We start from the raw sequence: 17,280 nt of genomic DNA, 5'->3' as shown, positions 1-17,280 counted from the left end.
TGTGATAAGGATGTAGTGATTTATTTTGTGCCAGTATACGAGAGATAATGAAAAACTATGTACTGAAAATAATGGAAAATCAGTATATAGTATTATTAAAGTTATATTTCACAGTATTTTGTATGTTAGTAAAAACGCCAAAACACCTTGACCGAATAGACAGAAATATTCTTATTCAACTGCAAAAAAACGGCCGCATTTCTAATGTAGAATTAGCCAAAGAGGTGGGTTTAAGCCCCAGCCCGTGCCTAGAAAGGGTAAAGCGGCTGGAGAGCCAAGGATACATTAAGGGGTATCATGCCGATGTCGATCCAGAGAAGCTGGGTGCGGCTATGTTGGTGTTTGTCGAAATCACGCTAACGAAAACCTCCGTGGACATTTTTGCGGAATTTTCTGCTGCGGTGAAACTGCACGACGACATACAGGAATGCCATTTGGTTTCTGGCGACTTTGATTTTTTGCTTAAGGCAAGGGTGGCTGATATGTCGAGTTATCGACGTTTGCTCGGTGATACTTTGCTTCGCTTACCCGGTGTGAGTGAGTCACGAACCTATGTGGTGATGGAAGAAGTGAAATGTACCACGGCACTTAGAATTAATTTGAAGTAATGAAAGCGTGGCTCAAGTTAGTGAATTTGTGATAGGCTGTGCAAAAGTACAGTGGTTATTGATAACTCTGCAATTTAGTGCAGGTTTTTAAAAAGTGATTTAGGGTTATGGCGCGATTGACAGGAGTTCAGCGAGTGTGGGAATCAGGCATGATTATGGCCTGTGTTTTCGCCTTTTTCTTATTGCTGGCATTGGTATCTTTTCATCCTGGTGATCCTGGCTGGAGTCAAGCTGGGTTGCAACTAGACGTTCACAATTGGGTAGGCGCCACCGGTGCGTGGGTTGCCGACCTCTTGCTGTTTTCATTTGGGTATTTGGCGTATCTCATGCCATTTGGGGCAGCATTTTTAGGTTGGTTTCTTTTCCAACATATAAAATCCCTCAACGAATTCGATTATCTCACCATAGGCTTACGCATTATCGGCGGTTTACTTATGGCGCTCGGGGCAACCGGTATCGCTAGCATTAACTTCGACGATATATTCAATTTTTCCGCGGGAGGCTTTGTCGGCGACGTCATCAGTACCGCTTTAGTGCCTTATTTTAATACCGCAGGTACTATTTTGTTGTTACTGTGCTTTTTTTGTACTGGGTTTACGCTGTTAACCGGGGTGAGTTGGCTGACAATTGTGGATAGGCTTGGCGAGCTAACCCTATGGTTTGGACGCAAAACACTCTCGCTTCCTCAGCAGGCCTTGGCAATAGATATGCCTAGACTAGCATTGCCGAATAAAAAATCTAAATCTAGCGCCACTGAGTTCGATATAACCAGCATGCGCGCAGAGCCGCAAGGTAAAGAGGAGGTCTCTAGCCAACCTCAAACCAGTGCGCACGGGGACACGCCATCAACCGCTACAGACAACGAAAGTGAAAGCCCCATCCGTCATGACGGGGCTAATGCTTCACACACCACAACGCAAAGAAGTGAACCAACCTTTGGTGAACTTGGCGACGATTTACCACCTTTTGCCCCTGATGAAACTCATACGCCCGCGGAAGAGCCATCAGAAGCGAAACCTTCACCGTTCTCATTATCGGGAATGCGTGAAGCCGTTAAAAACAAAGTGCACGCGGTAAAAGGCGCTGAAGACAAACGCTCAGAAGACAAACGTTTAGAAGACAAGGGCTCAGAAGTCACAGCCCCACGACCGGCAATAAAAGAGGAGCCGGTTTTTTCCACTGATGTGATCGGCGAAGACGAAGCTGTTGCTACCCCCGCAGATGATGAACAGCAAGAAACAGCGCCGCCTGTAGAAAAGGAACAAACTCACGCCCAACCTCAGTCTGCTAATTTTACCCCGGTTGCGATGGGGGCCAAACCCGTGAAAGCTCCAAGAGGGGAGGGGGCGGAAGATTTACCTCCTATGCCTTCTTTTGATTTGCTAGAAAGAGCAGACAAACATGAAAACCCACTCACGGAAGAAGAAATAGAAGCCATATCGCGCTTGGTGGAAGAGAAACTGGCCGATTTTAATATTGAAGCGACAGTAGTTGGTGTGTACCCAGGCCCTGTTATTACGCGTTTCGAGCTTGATTTAGCCCCTGGTGTGAAGGTAAGTAAGATTACTGGCCTATCAAAAGATTTGGCGCGTGCAATGTCTGCCATCTCTGTTCGTGTAGTGGAAGTTATTCCAGGCAAATCCGTGATTGGTTTGGAGTTACCCAATAAAAAACGGGAAATGGTGCGCTTGAGTGAAGTGATTAGCTGTGACGCGTTCCAGTCTCATCAATCGCCGCTTACAATGGTGTTGGGGGCTGATATTTCTGGTAAGCCGGTGATTGTAGACTTGGCGAAAATGCCTCACCTGTTAGTGGCCGGTACAACAGGTTCGGGTAAGTCTGTGGGTGTGAACGTTATGATTTTGAGCTTGCTGTATAAGAGCACGCCAGAAGATGTTCGCATGATCATGATTGACCCTAAAATGTTGGAGTTGTCGGTATACGAAGGCATTCCTCATTTACTTGCGGAAGTGGTCACCGACATGAAAGAAGCCGCCAATGCGCTGCGTTGGTGTGTTGGTGAGATGGAGCGACGTTACCGCCTCATGAGCGCGTTAGGGGTAAGAAACTTAAAAGGGTATAACGCCAAAGTTGCCGAAGCCATTGCGAATGGCACGCCAATTAAAGACCCGCTATGGAAAAGCGAAGAAAGCATGGATCCGGAAGCGCCAGATCTAGAAAAGCTTCCCGCTATTGTGGTGGTGGTTGATGAATTTGCCGACATGATGATGATTGTGGGTAAAAAGGTAGAAGAACTTATCGCGCGTATAGCACAAAAAGCCCGTGCGGCGGGAATACACTTGGTGTTGGCGACCCAGCGTCCGTCGGTAGATGTTATTACGGGCCTGATTAAAGCCAATATTCCCACCCGGATAGCCTTCCAGGTGTCGAGCAAAATAGATTCTCGCACCATTCTTGACCAACAAGGTGCAGAAACTTTGCTCGGTATGGGAGATATGCTTTACTTGCCGCCAGGTAGTCCGGTGCCCACTCGGGTACATGGCGCATTTGTGGACGATCACGAAGTGCATGCGGTTGTCGCCGATTGGCAAAAACGCGGTGAGCCTGAATATATTGATGAAATTCTTAATGGTGAAGCCAGTGCCGAGGTGTTACTTCCAGGCGAGCAGCCTGAAGGCGAAGAGCAAGAATTTGATGCCTTCTACGATGAAGCCGTTGCCTTTGTGACTGAAACACGCCGGGCCAGTGTGTCTAGTGTACAGCGTAAATTTAGAATTGGTTACAATAGAGCCGCGCGCTTAGTGGAACAAATGGAAATGAGTGGGGTCGTAAGTGCACAAGGGCATAACGGTAACCGTGAGGTATTAGCGCCGCCCCCACCTAAAGACTAAATGACGGAATAAGTTTATGAATAAAGCAGTTTCTATTTATTTCGCTGGCCTTGTGGCTTGCACGCTTACCAGTGCCCACGCTGCTACGCCAAGTGCGTTAGTTGACACGGCTACTATGCAGGCGAGTACACAAGAAGACAGTACCCAAGAAGACGGGCAACTATCTCAGCAGCAACTACAAGCCTTGCTTGTCACCATGAAGCAGTTTCGCGCTGACTTTAAGCAATCTGTGATGGATGCTGACAACAATGTCGTGCACGAGGCGCAGGGTAAACTTACCATGACTCGCCCCGACAAATTGCGCTGGGAAACCACGTTTCCTGATGAAACTCTGTTAGTTGCAGACGGCGAAGCTGTGTGGAATCTTGATACCTTTGTTGAGCAGGTAACGGTATTATCTCAGGCGAATGCCATCAAAGATAACCCCATCATGCTCCTTACTGCTAACGATGCAGCCACTTGGGACAAATTCACTATTGAGCAGGTACGCAACCCAGACGAGCCAAGCCGTCGTGGCTTTCAAGTTACGCCGAAAGAAAAAGGCGGGCAAATAGAAACGCTCACTTTGCAGTTTAATCAAGACAACGAACTTGCAGTCATGACCATGCTAGATGCTCAGCAGCAAACCAGTACATTGGTGTTTAACAACATCGAAACCCGTTTTCCGCTTGCTGCCGATACGTTTACGATTGACATACCTGAAAGCTACATCGTTGATGATCAGCGTTGATGAGCAATGTTAATCAAGCCTTTGCGCCCTTAGCAGCGCGCATGCGCCCGGTAACTATTGAAGAATACAGCGGTCAGTCACATTTGTTAGGGCATGATAAGCCACTGCGTAAAATGTTAGATGCAGGGCATTGCCACTCAATGATATTGTGGGGGCCCCCGGGTACTGGCAAAACCACATTGGCAGAATTGATTGCCCATTACACTAACGCCACCGTATTGCGGATATCGGCAGTCACCAGTGGGGTAAAAGACATTCGTGCAGCAATGGACGCTGCCGAAGAGAATGCTCGTTACAATCAGCGTACGCTATTGTTTGTTGACGAGGTGCATAGGTTTAACAAAAGCCAGCAAGATGCTTTTTTGCCTTTTGTTGAGTCTGGGGTGGTGACCTTCATTGGCGCCACCACCGAAAACCCTTCTTTTGAACTGAATAACGCCTTGCTGTCTCGGGTGCGTGTTTACGTGCTAAAACCTCTTGAGAAAGAGGCATTATATGAATTGGTTGACCGCGCTCTGTTAGATGCCCAAAAGGGGTTAGGGCAGCGAAAACTTACCATTGCCGAGAGTGCGAAAAGTGCCTTGGTGGAATTAAGTGGCGGCGACGCCAGACGCTTACTTACCTATTTGGAACTTTCTGCAGACTTTACTAATGACACTGAAATTAACATCGGTGACATTGAACAAGCTGTGGGTGAAAAAGTGGCCAGTTACGACAACAAGGGTGATACGTTTTACGATCTTATTTCGGCGTTTCATAAATCCGTACGGGGCTCAGATCCTGATGCGGCACTTTACTGGTACGCCAGAATACTTGACGGTGGGGGTGATGCGCTTTATGTGGGTCGACGATTACTCGCCATCGCGTCTGAAGATATTGGAAACGCCGATCCGCGCGCTATGCAACTGTGCATTAATGCGTGGGACACCTTTCACCGTGTTGGCCCTGCTGAAGGGGAGCGGGCTATTGCACATGCCGCAGTATATTGTGCTTTAGCGGCAAAAAGTAATGCGGTATACATGGCCTTTAGCGAGGCGAAAGCCCTAGCGCGTAAAACCTCCGATGCTCCCGTACCCCTGCATTTACGCAATGCGCCTACCTCACTGATGAAAGAGCTAGGTCATGGTGATGGCTATCGTTATGCGCATAACGAGCCAAATGCATTCGCCGCCGGAGAAACTTACTTCCCTGATGGCTTAACCAATACGCGTTTCTATCACCCTAATGAACGGGGATTGGAAAAAGCGCTAAAAGCGAAGCGAGATTATCTTGATTCACTTAATGCGCAAAGCCCAATAAAAAGGTAGAGTTATCAAGGCAAATTTAGCCTAATCACTTGTGTTAGCTAATAGGCAACGATGGTACATATTCGCGTTTTATTGCCACCTCACTCAAACCACTTATAACTGCGCTTAGGGAGTTTAATTTTGCCTCAAGGGTTAGCTTTGTATTGTTTTATTGCCGTTGGCGGCGCAACGGGCGCGTGTTTACGGTATTTTGTTACCACAACGGTAGATTCCTTATTTGGAAAACACATGCCGTTTGGTACACTAGCCGTGAACGTAATAGGGTCGTTCTCGTTGGCATTACTTTATGGTTTTATAGAACGCCACGATTTAAGCGACTCACCTTACAGAGCATTAATAGGTGTTGGACTGTTAGGGGCATTTACCACGTTCTCCACGTTTTCGGTAGAAACCTTAACGTTGTTAGAAAATGGGCTATGGCTAAAGGCGATAGCAAATGTATTTCTTAATGTTGGCGCCTGTTTACTGGCAGGTTGGCTAGCCATTGAATTAATGAAAGGATAAGTAGAAACACATGTTAGATCCAAAGTGTTTGCGAAGCGATATAGAACAAACAGCCAAGCGACTGGCTGCCCGTGGTTTTAACCTCGATGTAGCAGCTTTCAGTTCCCTTGAAGAAAAAAGAAAAACACTTCAGTCCAGAACACAGGATCTGCAAAACGAACGTAACGTACGAAGTAAGTCCATCGGTAAAGCAAAAGCGCAGGGCGAAGACATTGCGCCACTTCTCGCTGAAGTGGGTAAACTGGGCGACGAACTGGATGCCGCTAAAGCTGAGCTTTCTTCGTTGCTAGAAGAAATTAATACGTTCACCCAGGGGATTCCTAATTTACCTGATGAATCTGTGCCTGAGGGTAAAGATGAAGAAGACAACGTTGAGATCTCTCGATGGGGTGAGCCTCGTCAATTTGATTTTGACGTGAAAGATCACGTGGATGTGGCAGAAGGCCTAAATAATGGCCTAGACTTCGCCACCGCGAGTAAGCTTACTGGCAGCCGCTTTGTGGTTATGCGCGGTGATGTAGCACGTTTAAACCGCGCCATAGCGCAGTTTATGCTAGATGTTCATACACAAGAACATGGCTACCAAGAAATGTATGTGCCTTACCTCGTGAATGCTGACAGCCTATACGGTACTGGGCAACTGCCTAAATTTGGTGAGGACTTATTTCACACTAAACCGGCAACGGAAGAAGGACAAGGACTAAGCCTTATTCCCACAGCCGAAGTACCACTAACGAACATTGCCCGCGATGAAATTTTAGATGCGAAGACACTGCCAGTGAAAATGACGGCGCATACCCCGTGTTTCCGTTCTGAAGCGGGCTCGTACGGACGTGATACCCGTGGCCTTATTCGTCAGCATCAGTTTGACAAAGTAGAGCTTGTTCAGCTAGTTAAACCAGAAGATAGCTTTGACGCGTTAGAGGCACTGACTGGCCATGCTGAGGTTATCCTTCAGAAGCTTGAGCTACCTTACCGTAAAGTACTGCTGTGTACCGGCGATATGGGCTTTGGTGCGTGTAAAACCTACGATCTGGAAGTGTGGTTACCCGCGCAAAACACTTATCGTGAAATATCCTCATGTTCAAACATGTTAGACTTCCAAGCCCGTCGCATGCAAGCGCGTTTTAGAAACCCTAAAACGAATAAGCCAGAATTATTGCATACCCTTAACGGCTCGGGTTTAGCGGTAGGTCGAACTCTTGTGGCTATTCTAGAAAATAATCAGCAGGCAGATGGCAGTGTGACTGTGCCTAAAGCGCTAGTGCCCTATATGAATGGTCAAGAACGTATCAGTGCTAACTAAGCTGAAATAATGACATGAAAAAGCCCGTACACAATGAAGTGACGGGCTTTTCTAATGATTGAGGTAGCGATTTTATTGCCACCTATATTGAGAAAACTTACTTTTTCTCGCTAGCAACCGGTTGACCGTAACTCGGTGAGCGAGGGCCATAAAGAAGGCCGTTGTAACTTTCTGCAGATAGAAGACGTGCAGACGCGATAGCGGCAATATCAAAACCTCTATCTGTCACGGTCTCAAAAATTTGATTTACCGCAGCTTGAACCAACATACCCACTAAACCACCGCTGTTAGCATTTTGTTGTTCTGCACTTGAGGCGTAAGCCGTTCCAGTCCATAGCATTTGGCCAGAAGCCAAATCAACTAACGAGGCAGTAACGGTTACGCGTGTTTCACTTGAAATCACCACGTAACTCGTCCCATAGTCTTCAATAGATACATATAAGGCGGCGTCCGCACCGAAAATTTCTTTCAACTTCGTGGGGGCCACTGCATGTATATCACTGGCCACGGTAAGGCCATTGTTGTTAAAGGTTTGATTAACCATAGCAACAGGGAACACGTAAAAACCAGATTCAGCAATGGGTGTAGCCATTTGAGTCATAACACTGTAGGGCGCAATAACTTCCGGTGTATTGTTGATAGGGGGTAAAATGATAACCGACGCTGGGTTGGCTGCTTTAAACGCACTGTAATCGTGAGCTGGCGGTAAGCTTACGCAGGCGGATAAAAGCGCCATTGCACCAACAACAATGAAAGATCTGAACAACATTGATTATGCTCCCTTTGCTGATGTAAGTAAAAAGTCGATGTATTGGACCGACTCGGGGAACATCTGCTTTTCTTGTTCAAAGTGTACTTCGCCTTGTTGTGGGTTGCCCGTTTCAAAGTAAAGCATGCCTAAATGGGCGTGAACGCCAGGAGCGATAGGCTTTCCATTAGCATCAGCAAGTTCGATGGTTTCTTTAAGTGCCGTTATTTGTTCTTCCAACGTTGCCCCTTCACCTTTAAGATAGGTATATACGGCCGTGTTGTATTCGCCGTAATAATAAAGAGGTTCTGTTGTTTTACAGCCCACTATGCCAAGTGCAATGGCCATCGTTATGATTGTTTTTTTCATCTTATAGCTTCCACGCGCCTGTTTCGATACCGTTTACGAGGTTGTTAACTGACTCGCGGATGGCTAAATCAAGAACTTTACCGTTCAATGTAGCGTCGTAACTTGCTGTGCTACCAAAGCCGATGACTTCGCGTTCAGATAAGCTGTACTCACCTGCACCGGCTACCGAATAAACCACTTCGGACGTCGTAACGTCCACGACGTTCAGCGTCACTTTTGCGTAGGCTATTTGTGATTTCCCTTTACCCAAAATACCAAATAACTGCTTATCACCAATGGCTTTGCGACCGAACTCGGTAACATCGCCGGTAACGACAAACCGGGCCCCAGATATATTTTGTTCTGTACCAGTTAACTTTGCTTCCTCAGCCAGTAAACTCATATTATCGCGGTCTAGCACGCTAAATCGATTGGTTTGCTGCAAATGGCTAATAAGCGTCGTTTTTGCTTGGCCGCCTAAACGATCTTGGCCGTTAGAGAAAATACCATTTTGAAAACTTGAACGGTTAACGAATTGACCGACAACCAATTTCTTTTTCTCACCCGTATATTGGGTGTTATAGGTGTTTACTTTAGGTGTTTCGACAACCTGTGAACTGGTTGTCGCGCATCCCGATGCCACACTAACGATAGCGAGAATAGATACCGCTGAAAGTAATTTTTTATTATTTTTCATATTCATATTAGTCCCTGATTTTATTATGAAAACGCAAATGAATGTGACTTTGCGCGCGTTTTTATAACACAAAATCAACAGGAAAAAACTAACAAGGCGAGAATAATTCGTAACAATACGTTTATGAAGAGCAATCATGTGTATTTAGTTAGTGCTCTCGTTACCGTACAAAGCTTAAATTAGTATTGGCGCCATACCGCACGTTAACAAAGTGGAATAGTCAGATGGTAGGACGAATACTTACAGTGAAAAACGCTGGCGTAAAAAGCGTGCGATACCGTCTTCGTTATGATGGCCAATGACCTCACTGGCGGCTTGTTTTATCGCTTGTTTAGCATTGTCTGGCGCATAACTTTCGTCTGCCAGTTCAAACATACTTAAATCGTTATCACCGTCGCCAAAACAAATGATGTTTGTAGCACCAAGCTGCTGTTTTAATTGTTTTACTGCGCCCCCTTTACTAGCAGCGCCATGGTGAATATCCATCCAACTAAAATTATTCCCTTCAATCGCCGGGCCAGAATAAGCCACCAGAGTGTCTACCTTATTAACTCTGTCCCACAGGGAATGAATGGTAGCGCTATCACCAATCATACTGATATTCGTAATGTTATCGGTCAGTGAAAGCTGGGAAAGAGGTAATAGCACCGCGTCGGTTCTTTTGAAGTATTTACTCAGTAAATCATGCTCTATGGGGTGACGGGCAGGAGGGTGGTAAACTTCGTGTGATGTGCCTGCAATCACGTTGACAAAAGGAGTGATCTCCTGTTCTTGCGCCAGACTAATAATAAACTCTAATTCATTGGGGTTAACCAAGTTTTCTAATTTGAGTGAATTGTCTTTAGGGTTAAATACCGTGACGCCGTTATTGTAAATATGTGGCAGTAAAAAGCTGTGTTCGGCAATAATAGCACTGGCGGACAACATGGTTCTGCCTGTGGCAACCGTATAGGCAATGTCGTTTTTTCTAAGAAGGGCAAGGGTCTCACGGGTGAAATCCGATATTTGTGATTGGCTATTTAACAATGTGCCATCTAAATCAAAAAAAATGAGATCCATGGGTTATTCCTAGGTGTTAATGCGTGTAAGGGCATTTAATTAAAACGGGCGTCGCTTATAGGCATTTTGCAGGCTTAGGCAACCCAGCCAGTTTAGTGGCTTGTTTAGCAGGTCCTTTCTTAAATAAGCGTTGCAAGTAACGGCTATTTCCTTTTTCAGGCCCGTATTTATTCGCCATGGCTTTTACCAATGCACGAATGGCTGGGCTGGTTTCGTATTCTTCATAAAAGCCGCGCACAAAGCGAACCACTTCCCAATGGGCATCGGTTAACTCAATATTTTCTTCGCGAGCAAGAATTTCAACCATCCCTTCTTCCCAAAGGGTGTAGTCAAGAAGATAACCCGCTTTGTCAGTTGCGATAGGTTGGCCTTTGTATAGAAAGCTGTAGGTTTCTTGGGTCATGATTAAAACGTTACCATTTGATTAAATGTGCTTGTGAGGGCGGCAAAACCTTGATAATCCAACGGGTTGACTGCTTGTGAAAGCGTGACGCCACGAGCAGTAGCATCCTCTTTTATCACGTGAACGTGCAATACGGACTCGGCGTTAGATTTGCTGACGCACTCAGCGAGAAAGGCTTGTTCCACAACATGGGCGTAAGCGCCATCGCCAGAAAAGACAATGCTGGTTGTTGCATTGTGTAAAAGCGCAGCCGTAATCAGTGTTTTTTGGCGAGTATCCAATTTGGCTTGAGTTATGTTGATCAGCATTAAAACGTTACCACATGGTCGGCACTATTAATTAATGAAATACGTGCAGGGGCGTCTACATAGTGCGCGTCTAGTTCAGCGGCGACATCTGTGTTGGCTAAAAGCGTACTTATATCCCATTGGCGCGCACTGTCTTGACATATAAAACATGCTTCTATGTCAAAAAATGGCATGGAGGCTAATCGTTTACTGTGATTCTTCAGCGTATTTACGGCATCAGTTTTTACTAACTGTAAAACCCCTTCACCTTCAAAAAGCACATGAACAATATGGCCGTAATTTGTCGCCGCCAGCGCAAAATCTAAACCCTCTTGGCTTTTGCCACTGGTGTAGGGCGCTTGGGTAAATCTGATTAAAAGTGTGGCCATTAGAATTGCACCAACCGTTCACATTGATGAAGCTCACTAAAAAATTCGCCAAGGCCCGCTTGCACAAAGGGGGCCGTTAAGTTTACAGCGCTTATGCCATTTTCAGCCGCTTCTTGCTGGCTCACTATTCCCCTTTTAACCGCCGCGGTAATACAGACCAAAAGCTGAGTGTTGTGTGTGCTTGCAAGCGACTCCCATGCGCCGTAAACATAAAAGTCATTGCCACTTTGAAGCATCATATTATTACAATGATATACGCCATCGCCATAAAAAAAGACATGCTTTAAGGTATCGCCATTGGCCAATAAGCCATCGATAAAGGCGAGGGCGCGTTGGGCACAATCACCATGGTAGGGGGAGGACGTGATAAGTATTGAATATGCTTTCATACAAACAAAAACACCCCGGTTAAGGGGTGTTTACTTTAACCTTTATATATTCGCTTAGTCGTCGCCGCCAAACGCACCGAGTAGGTGAAGAATAGAGGTGAACAAGTTGTATATGTTCAAGTATAGCGAAACTGTCGCACGAATGTAGTTTGTTTCACCACCATGAATAATACGGCTGGTATCAAATAGAATGAAACCAGACATAATAAATACGATAGCTGCACTAATTGCTAGACTAACCGCCGGCACGGCGAAGAAGATATTCGCAATTGCCGCCACTAGTACAACCACAAGACCTACCACTAAGAACCCGCCCATGAATGAGAAGTCTTTCTTTGTAGTAAGGGCATAGGCAGACAGCGCAAAGAACACTAATGCTGTTGCACCTAGCGCTTCCATAATTAACCCTGGACCGGCAACACCTAAATAAAAGTTAAGTGTGTAACCTAACGATGCGCCCATCAGGCCGGTAAACGCGAACACCCAGTATATACCAGACGCCGAGTCAGCTTTCTTTTGTACAACAAACAGTGTAATAAACGCACCGATAGTCATTACCAGAGACATCATAGGAGAAATGCCTACTGCCATAGCTATACCAGCACATACCGCACTAAACGCTAGTGTCATCGCAAGCAGCATGTAGGTGTTGCGTAGAACCTTGTTCGTTTGCAATACCGATGGTTGAGATGCACTTGAATACATCGAACGTTGATCCATTGTTTCCTCCAATAGGACTATGATATGACCAAAATGGTACACAGTTATTTAGTGTATGTTGTATGGCTTTTAGTTCCCATTTTCAAGTAGTTTCAGATGAAAATTCGATTAACTGAAGATAAAAACGCCTTATTGCCTTGATAAACAATCTAATTGGATGATTTCTCGGCAGTTAAACAATTTTTTTCAATTTTCGCTTTACAGTCATAAAAATATCATTAAGATACGCAGCACTTCAGGAGAGTTGGCAGAGCCCGGTTTAATGCACCTGACTTGAAATCAGACGTGGGGTCAAACCCACCGGGGGTTCGAATCCCTCACTCTCCGCCATATTAGAGAAACCCGCACAGTGTTGCGGGTTTTTTTATGCCCCAATAAAATTGATAATAAAAGAGGCGGTTTTCCATTCACATTGAGCGTTAAACCTTCGTATAAGACCAGAGTCGCATTGTTACAATCTTTTCACATGTTTAGTCTTGCGTTTTCTTCGCGCAATCTAAAGGTGTTATGTGTCTCAAGAAAGTTCTTCTTACCAACAACGTCACAAATCAAGCAGTGAATTTCCGTCTCGAGAAGCGTATCTCAACCATGAACTTCAAATAATTTCGCCAAAGCGCTGGCGGCTAAATTTGCCGGGCAGAGATTATCGTATTGAATGGGAAGACTTCGTGCCAGGTATGGCCGCTACCATTGGGAAAATCGTTATGGTGGCTGCTGTGGTAGGGGCGTTTGCAGCGCCACTTGGCTTATCACCAGAATTTGTGATTGAAAACGTACGTTTTGAGCTGATGATTGCTGCCGTCCTATTTGTTGTGCTTATTTCTGGTTTTTTAAACCCATCCGCTAACTTAGCAGGTACCCACGGCCCTCTGTTGCCCTTAGTCCCTTTAATGGTGGCTACCGGCGGCCATCCAATGGCATTGGGGTTACTGATCGGGCTTTTTGGTTTTTTACTGGGTATTACGAAGGGAGGAAGTATTCTCGCAAGGCTAACCAGTAATGGGGTTTGCGGCGGGCTGTTACTTTACTTAGGGTTTATTGGTATTACAGGCCAAGTTAAAAAACTGTTTGCCTGGGCGGAAAGTTTCGATATGGCGTATTTAGCCTTTGTGGTGATTATTGCCACCATTTTAATGTACGCCTGGTTAGAGCATATTAAAAAGCGCTGGTTGGCTATTCCTCTTGGTGCCTTAATGGCCGCGGTTATTGCTTTGGCTATGGGGGCGCCTTTTGAATTTAATACGTCGCCAGGTATGCCGAACCTTAACCCTGCGTACTGGTGGGGAGAAGATACTGGGTGGCAACTCGGGTTACCTGATTGGTCGCACTTTGTCGCTGTATTACCTTTCGCTGTGTTGGCTGTGGCAATGTGGTCTCCAGACTTTTTAGGTCACCAAGTCTTTCAAAAACTAAGCTACCCTAAAAACAGTGAAAAAGCGCACATGAACATTGACGACACTATGATTGCTGCATCAAGTCGTCAGGCGGTGGGGAGTTTATTAGGTGGTGGTAACCTTTCTTCTTCTTGGGGAACGTATATTATTCCAGCTTCAATTGCTCGCAGGCCCATTCCTGGCGGCGCGATTGTAACCGGGGTTCTATGTGTGGTTGCCGCCATTTGGGGGTACCCAATGGATTTGGCCATTTGGCCGCCCGTGTTATGTGTCGCCCTTATTGTGGGTGTATTCTTGCCATTGATGGAAGCAGGAATGCAAATGACCCGAGAAGGCAAAACCACGCAGTCAGCCGCTCTTGTGGTGATTTCCTCGGTGCTTGTTAACCCCGTATTCGGTTGGTCGTTTACTATGTTGCTTGATAACTTGGGTTTAGTGGGTTGCAAAGAGCGAGCTGGGGAGCTCGGTAAAGCCGGCCGCTGGCTTATTCCTGGCATTACTTTTTTGGTGTTGTGCACCGTTATGGCGCTGATTGGCATGTTCCCTGGGGTGCCGGCCATCATGGAAACCTTCAGGGTTTAAATACCAATTAAGTCACTGAAGAAAAAACAGGGGGCGGCATATTCGCCCCCTGTTTTAATATTAACCTCGTGGTAGGCGCTTATCCCAATAAGGAGTATCTTCAAAATACGCACATAAAAAGTCGATAAACACGCGCAGCTTATTTGAAACCAGCTTACGGTGTGGGTATACCGCATAAAGTGAGATAGGGCGTGGGACGAATTCATCTAAAATAGAAATCAATTCTCCACGTGTGAGCGCGTCAGCGGCGATAAAGGTAGGTTGTAAAACGTAGCCATCGCCTTGTTTTGCCACGTTAGTCAGCACTTCACCATTATTTGCAACCAATTTTGGGGTAACTTTTTGCGCATTCGTTTTCAGAGCCTTCATCAATTCCGATGTGTCACTATCGTAATTAACATAGGCATATTCTAGGTAATGCTCTGGCTTTAACTCTGATGGATGTGAGGGAGCACCATATTTTTCTAAATAGGCCGGCGATGCGCACAAAGCTAAATGAATGGTGGTGATCTTTTTTGCGACCAGCGCCGAGTTAGACAAATGGCCGGCTCGAATAGCAACATCAAGCCCTTCCTCTACCACGTCTACTTTGCGATCATTCAATTGTAAGTTTACAGAAACGCTGGGGTGAGCCTGTTGGAACGCTGCGAGTGCAGAAGAAAGGTGTAAGGTAGAAAAGGACACTGGGGCACTGACATGCAACACGCCTTTAGCGTGTGTGTTGAGTAGGCCAAGTTGCCCTTCCATATCGTTAACACTTTCTAAAATATGATTGGCGTGCAGTAAACACTGTTGACCGGCTTCAGTGAGATGAATTTTGCGGGTCGTGCGGTTGAATAAACGTACGTCTAAGTGTTTTTCTAGCTGGGCCACATATTTACTTATAAGCTGGTTCGACGTGTTAAGTCTATCCGCAGCGCGTGTAAAGCTGCCTTCATTGGCCACCACCACAAAGGTTTTTAGCAGTGCTATTTTATCCACTTTCCTCTTACTCGCCCTATTAACAACAATTTGTTGTTAATTATTCAACAAAGTATCGCTTTATTCAAATTATGTTGGCAACTATGCTACATCCATGGAGTGAGCGCTTCGTTGTGAACAAAGGGCTAACCACTTTCTACAAACTTTTCGGCACGGCAACGTGGTTGCTGTGACTCAATGATTAAGGTGAAACTATGAATAAGCATTTTTTAAAAACCGTATTTTCTAGCAACAACAGCGTAGCGAATGTGGTGCTACGCGTACCCGTAGGTATTATTTTAGCGGCCCATGGCGGGCAAAAGCTCTTTGCATGGTTTGGCGGTTATGGCCTTGAGGGCACTGGGCAATGGATGGAAAGTATTGGCCTTGCTCCTGGGTTTGTCATGGCATTACTCGCCGGTAGTGCAGAGTTCTTTGGTGGGATTGCGCTAATACTTGGGCTACTCACACGTCCCGCTGCTGCACTCAGTGCGTTCACCATGGTAGTCGCTATTTTTAGTGTTCATGGGAGTAACGGATTATTTATGAGCAACAACGGTTACGAATTTGCTTTAGCGCTATTGGCTGCCACAGTTGCACTGGCCATTCAAGGCGCCGGTTCGTTTTCACTTGATGCTGTTGTTAGTAAGAAATTACACGATTAACACAGTGTCTTATTGAGGAAAGGCATACCGGAAGGGTGCCTTTTTCTCTATGGGGTTAACCATTTTTAATAGCGATATCGGGAAAACACGGATGAGTATTACAACGGCTTATATTTCACACGGCGGCGGTCCGCTGCCACTTATTGAAAACAGCATTGGTACAGGCGGTGTGGGGGATGCGAATCATCAAGAAATGATTGAGGTACTTAAATCCATAACGCTTGACATACAAAGGCCAGACGCCATTGTTGTGATCAGTGCACACTGGGAGGAAAATGACACCCAAGTGACGGCCGGTAACAAACCCAGCTTGATTTACGATTACTACGGCTTTCCTGAAAGCGCGTATACATTGCAGTATCCAGCCCTTGGTATCCCCGATTTATCTGCATCTATTGTGGCGGGTTTGCAAGCACAGGGTATTGAGGCAACGGCTAATCCAAGTCGCGGGTTTGATCACGGTATGTTTGTTCCTCTCACTATCATGTATCCAGAAGCGGACATTCCCTGTATTCAAGTATCCTTAACGGCAGACTTAAATGCGGCAAAGCACATTGCGTTAGGAAGGGCACTAAGACACATTTTAGACGCTAATGACAACGATAAGCATGTTTTAGTGTTGGGCTCGGGGTCGTCTTTTCATAATATGCGTGGCTTTTTTGATAGTTCAGCGTCGGCAAATAAAAAAGCGGGGGACTTTAATCAATGGCTACAAGATACCATGCAGTCTAGTGTCATAAGCGAAATAGAGCGCGGTCAAACATTGAGCGCCTGGAAAAACGCGCCCCATGGAATATTTGCACACCCAAGAGAAGAACATTTGCTGCCGCTTCATGTTTGTTACGGTGTTAATGAAAGAAAGGCTGATAAAGCAATATCGTTGACCTTATTGACCAAGCCAGCAAGTATGTTTTTATGGCAAAACTGAGGCGTGACAACCACTGACGTGCGTTTCGTCTAGGTAAATTAACCAAAATTTAAACACTTTGTTTATCAATTAATCGGTTGAACGATAATGTTTAAATTAGTGCTTTACACTTTCAGCGAAATCATTAAGATACGCAGCACTTCAGGAGAGTTGGCAGAGCCCGGTTTAATGCACCTGACTTGAAATCAGACGTGGGGTCAAACCCACCGGGGGTTCGAATCCCTCACTCTCCGCCATATTAGAGAAACCCGCACATTGTTGCGGGTTTTTTTATGGGCAGAATAACCCCTTTGTAGAGTGAGGGTGAGAGCCCCCGTTGTTCGACCAATCGTCGGGAACGATTGGTGCCGCCGCAGGCGCCCGAAGGGTCGGGTACAGGACGTACCCGAGCACATCCCTCACTC

At 45.9% G+C, this 17,280-nt stretch carries 19 protein-coding genes, 2 tRNA genes and 1 pseudogene; 12 read left to right on the top strand and 10 right to left on the bottom strand.

Features of this window, described 5'->3' with window-relative positions:
* Positions 1–122: 122 nt before the first annotated feature.
* From lrp to serS, 7 genes and pseudogenes are all read left to right on the top strand, one after another.
* Positions 123–608: a leucine-responsive transcriptional regulator Lrp gene (gene lrp, locus EP13_RS10235; protein WP_044058896.1), complete on the top strand. Its 486-nt coding sequence runs from the start codon at positions 123–125 to the stop codon at positions 606–608.
* Between the two features lie 107 nt (positions 609–715).
* Positions 716–3,202: pseudogene (locus EP13_RS19390) on the top strand (DNA translocase FtsK); the annotation flags it as partial.
* Positions 3,203–3,217: 15 nt separating this feature from the next.
* Positions 3,218–3,460: a DNA translocase FtsK gene (locus EP13_RS19440; RefSeq protein ID WP_431603917.1), complete on the top strand. Its 243-nt coding sequence runs from the start codon at positions 3,218–3,220 to the stop codon at positions 3,458–3,460.
* Between the two features lie 16 nt (positions 3,461–3,476).
* Positions 3,477–4,190: an outer membrane lipoprotein chaperone LolA gene (lolA, locus tag EP13_RS10225; protein WP_044057206.1), complete on the top strand. Its 714-nt coding sequence runs from the start codon at positions 3,477–3,479 to the stop codon at positions 4,188–4,190.
* A complete protein-coding gene (locus EP13_RS10220) occupies positions 4,190–5,497 on the top strand; it encodes a replication-associated recombination protein A (RefSeq protein WP_044057205.1) in 1,308 nt (435 codons plus the stop codon). Before lolA ends, EP13_RS10220 begins: the two co-directional genes overlap by 1 nt.
* A gap of 120 nt (positions 5,498–5,617) precedes the next feature.
* On the top strand, positions 5,618–6,001 hold the full coding sequence (gene crcB, locus EP13_RS10215) for a fluoride efflux transporter CrcB (protein WP_044057204.1): 384 nt from the start codon (positions 5,618–5,620) through the stop codon (positions 5,999–6,001).
* A gap of 10 nt (positions 6,002–6,011) precedes the next feature.
* A complete protein-coding gene (gene serS, locus EP13_RS10210) occupies positions 6,012–7,307 on the top strand; it encodes a serine--tRNA ligase (RefSeq protein WP_044057203.1) in 1,296 nt (431 codons plus the stop codon).
* Between the two features lie 97 nt (positions 7,308–7,404).
* Here the strand turns inward: serS and EP13_RS10205 are convergent, their stop codons facing one another.
* The 9 genes from EP13_RS10205 to EP13_RS10165 all read right to left on the bottom strand — a co-directional run bounded on the left by EP13_RS10205 (position 7,405) and on the right by EP13_RS10165 (position 12,347).
* Positions 7,405–8,076, bottom strand: a complete 672-nt coding sequence (locus tag EP13_RS10205) for a DUF799 domain-containing protein (protein WP_044057202.1) — start codon at positions 8,074–8,076, stop codon at positions 7,405–7,407.
* A gap of 3 nt (positions 8,077–8,079) precedes the next feature.
* Complete coding sequence (locus EP13_RS10200) at positions 8,080–8,424, bottom strand: DUF4810 domain-containing protein (RefSeq protein WP_044057201.1); 345 nt, start codon at positions 8,422–8,424, stop codon at positions 8,080–8,082.
* 1 nt (position 8,425) lies between these two features.
* On the bottom strand, positions 8,426–9,100 hold the full coding sequence (locus tag EP13_RS10195; protein ID WP_044058895.1) for a CsgG/HfaB family protein: 675 nt from the start codon (positions 9,098–9,100) through the stop codon (positions 8,426–8,428).
* 240 nt (positions 9,101–9,340) lie between these two features.
* Entirely contained in the window at positions 9,341–10,159 is an 819-nt protein-coding gene (locus EP13_RS10190; RefSeq protein WP_044057200.1) for an HAD family hydrolase, read from the bottom strand.
* Positions 10,160–10,214: 55 nt separating this feature from the next.
* Positions 10,215–10,562: a TusE/DsrC/DsvC family sulfur relay protein gene (locus EP13_RS10185; protein WP_044057199.1), complete on the bottom strand. Its 348-nt coding sequence runs from the start codon at positions 10,560–10,562 to the stop codon at positions 10,215–10,217.
* Between the two features lie 2 nt (positions 10,563–10,564).
* Positions 10,565–10,870 (bottom strand): DsrH/TusB family sulfur metabolism protein, encoded by a 306-nt coding sequence (locus EP13_RS10180; protein ID WP_044057198.1) that lies wholly within the window; start codon positions 10,868–10,870, stop codon positions 10,565–10,567.
* Positions 10,870–11,238 carry a DsrE family protein gene (locus EP13_RS10175; RefSeq protein ID WP_044057197.1) on the bottom strand — a complete coding sequence of 123 codons (369 nt, stop codon included), beginning with the start codon at positions 11,236–11,238 and terminating at the stop codon, positions 10,870–10,872. Before EP13_RS10175 ends, EP13_RS10180 begins: the two co-directional genes overlap by 1 nt.
* Positions 11,238–11,627 (bottom strand): sulfurtransferase complex subunit TusD, encoded by a 390-nt coding sequence (gene tusD, locus EP13_RS10170; protein WP_044057196.1) that lies wholly within the window; start codon positions 11,625–11,627, stop codon positions 11,238–11,240. The genes EP13_RS10175 and tusD overlap by 1 nt, the downstream gene beginning before the upstream one ends.
* A 54-nt stretch (positions 11,628–11,681) precedes the next feature.
* Positions 11,682–12,347: a Bax inhibitor-1/YccA family protein gene (locus EP13_RS10165; protein WP_044057195.1), complete on the bottom strand. Its 666-nt coding sequence runs from the start codon at positions 12,345–12,347 to the stop codon at positions 11,682–11,684.
* Positions 12,348–12,585: 238 nt separating this feature from the next.
* On the opposite strand from EP13_RS10165, the gene EP13_RS10160 reads away from it, so the two are divergent.
* Together EP13_RS10160 and EP13_RS10155 are read left to right on the top strand one after the other, a co-directional pair.
* Positions 12,586–12,677, top strand: a tRNA-Ser gene (locus EP13_RS10160).
* 179 nt (positions 12,678–12,856) lie between these two features.
* Positions 12,857–14,323, top strand: coding sequence for a DUF3360 family protein (locus EP13_RS10155; RefSeq protein WP_044057194.1), 1,467 nt, complete (start codon positions 12,857–12,859; stop codon positions 14,321–14,323).
* A gap of 60 nt (positions 14,324–14,383) precedes the next feature.
* Here the strand turns inward: EP13_RS10155 and EP13_RS10150 are convergent, their stop codons facing one another.
* Positions 14,384–15,304 (bottom strand): LysR family transcriptional regulator, encoded by a 921-nt coding sequence (locus EP13_RS10150; RefSeq protein ID WP_044057193.1) that lies wholly within the window; start codon positions 15,302–15,304, stop codon positions 14,384–14,386.
* Positions 15,305–15,498: 194 nt separating this feature from the next.
* Between EP13_RS10150 and EP13_RS10145 the strand changes: the two genes are divergently transcribed.
* The 3 genes from EP13_RS10145 to EP13_RS10135 all read left to right on the top strand — a co-directional run bounded on the left by EP13_RS10145 (position 15,499) and on the right by EP13_RS10135 (position 17,112).
* Positions 15,499–15,948: a DoxX family protein gene (locus tag EP13_RS10145; RefSeq protein WP_044057192.1), complete on the top strand. Its 450-nt coding sequence runs from the start codon at positions 15,499–15,501 to the stop codon at positions 15,946–15,948.
* Between the two features lie 49 nt (positions 15,949–15,997).
* Entirely contained in the window at positions 15,998–16,876 is an 879-nt protein-coding gene (locus EP13_RS10140; protein WP_052364357.1) for a DODA-type extradiol aromatic ring-opening family dioxygenase, read from the top strand.
* Positions 16,877–17,020: 144 nt separating this feature from the next.
* A tRNA-Ser gene (locus EP13_RS10135) sits at positions 17,021–17,112 on the top strand.
* Positions 17,113–17,280: the final 168 nt, after the last annotated feature.

The sequence above is a fragment of the Alteromonas australica genome, from assembly GCF_000730385.1.
Lineage (GTDB): Bacteria > Pseudomonadota > Gammaproteobacteria > Enterobacterales > Alteromonadaceae > Alteromonas > Alteromonas australica.
Note: the sequence above shows the minus strand (reverse complement) of the source record. Positions and strands in the feature narration are given on the sequence as shown.